This window comes from Rhodococcus sp. EPR-134 (genome assembly GCF_001647205.1).
In the GTDB taxonomy this organism is placed as follows: domain Bacteria; phylum Actinomycetota; class Actinomycetes; order Mycobacteriales; family Mycobacteriaceae; genus Rhodococcus_F; species Rhodococcus_F qingshengii.
The window spans coordinates 1-1,499 of sequence record NZ_LVCT01000637.1 but is presented as its reverse complement, the minus strand read 5'-3'; the positions used below and the strand labels follow the sequence as shown (position 1 = coordinate 1,499).

Below are 1,499 nucleotides of genomic sequence, written 5' to 3'. Positions count from 1 at the left end.
GACCACCCGAAGATTCTCGGCAGTTGTCAGTTGTCCGAACGACTGCTGACCCTGGGGTACGTAGGCAAGTCCGCGAGCGACGCGGGCGCTCGGCCGTAGACCGGTGATGTCCTCACCGTTCAGAAGTACCTTTCCCCGTGTAGGTTTGATCAGACCGACGGCGGCGCGCAGCAAGGTGGTTTTACCCGCACCGTTGTGACCCATGACTGCCGCAACTCCGTCGCTGGGAACCAGCAGGGATACGCCGTGGATCACTTCGGTGCGTCCGTAGCCGGCGCGGATGTCGACGAGCTCGAGCATGATTCAGTCCTCCGGGGTCGGTTCGGTGTCGGCGCCGAGATCGGTTCCGGCAGCGGCTGTGCCGAGGTAGACCTCTTGCACCTTGGGGTCGGCTTGGACCTCCGCCACAGTTCCTTCGGCAAGCACTTTCCCAGCGGCGAGCACTGTGACGGACGTGGCGAAGGATCGCATGAAGTCCATGTCGTGCTCGACTACGACGACGGTTCGCGCACCGCCGATGCGCCGCAGAAGGTGCCCGGTCTCCTCGCGCTCCTCGAGGCTCATGCCTGCGACGGGCTCGTCGAGCAGGAGCACGGAACAGTTCTGTACCAACAACATTCCGATTTCGAGCCACTGCTTCTGTCCGTGCGCCAGAATGCCTGCGGCGGTGTCCCTGAGGTGCTCCAACCCGGTTGTCTCCAGCGCCTCTTCGATCTCGGGAAGCACACCTTTGCGTTTTCTGAGCAGGTTCCACGGTGATCGGCCGGCTCCGGCCGCGATGTCGAGATTCTGCAGCACCGAGAGCTCTTCGAAGACGCTTGCCGTCTGGAAGGTTCGCCCGACGCCGAGGCGGGCGATCTTGTGAACCTTCTTGCCGAGCAGTTGCTCGCCGGACTTCGTGATGGAACCCGTCGCGGGAACGAGTCCGGTGATGGCGTCGACCAACGTTGTCTTTCCAGCCCCGTTCGGGCCGATGAGAAACCTCAGGTCGCCCTGCATGAGGGTCAAGTCGACGCCGTCGACGGCCTTGAAACCGTCGAAGCTGACCGAAAGATTTCGTACTTCGAGGTACTCGGACGACATTCCGGCGTTGCCACCCAGTGCCGGTGTGGGTTCGCTGGTGGCGGTTGTGTTGGTCATGACGACACCTCCACTGGTTCGGGTTGGGAGACCTTGACCGGCGGGTCGGCCGGGGTCTCACGCTTCTTGCGGTGGCGCATCAGGGCGAACAATCCGGCCACACCTGCCGGGAAGAACCCGACCACGACGATGAACATCAACCCTTGTGCGTAGATCCATCCCGAAGGGAGTTTCTCCGAGAATGTCGACTGCGCCCACGCGACGCCGATCGCACCGAGTACCGGACCGAGAAGCGTTGCGCGGCCGCCGATCGCGACCCCGATGAGGAAAGCGATGGACGGGACGATCCCGACGTCGGCGGGGGAGATGATGCCCACGATCGGAACGAACAGCGCGCCGGCGATACCGGCGAGGAACGC

At 63.4% G+C, this 1,499-nt stretch carries 2 protein-coding genes and 1 pseudogene; all 3 read right to left on the bottom strand.

From position 1 onward, the window contains the following. Positions 1 to 300, bottom strand: a 300-nt coding sequence (locus tag A2J01_RS27995; protein WP_156519429.1) for an ATP-binding cassette domain-containing protein, incomplete at its 3' end; no start/stop codon positions are given. 3 nt (positions 301 to 303) lie between these two features. Next, a complete protein-coding gene (urtD, locus tag A2J01_RS27990; protein WP_064114034.1) occupies positions 304 to 1,140 on the bottom strand; it encodes an urea ABC transporter ATP-binding protein UrtD in 837 nt (278 codons plus the stop codon). Further along, positions 1,137 to 1,499, bottom strand: a pseudogene (locus tag A2J01_RS27985) (urea ABC transporter permease subunit UrtC); the annotation flags it as partial. The pseudogene A2J01_RS27985 and the gene urtD, both read right to left, overlap by 4 nt.

Excerpts from the sequence above, each read along its gene's own strand:
- urtD (WP_064114034.1), bottom strand. The coding sequence starts at position 1,140 with ATGACCAACACAACCGCCACCAGCGAACCCACACCGGCACTGGGTGGC.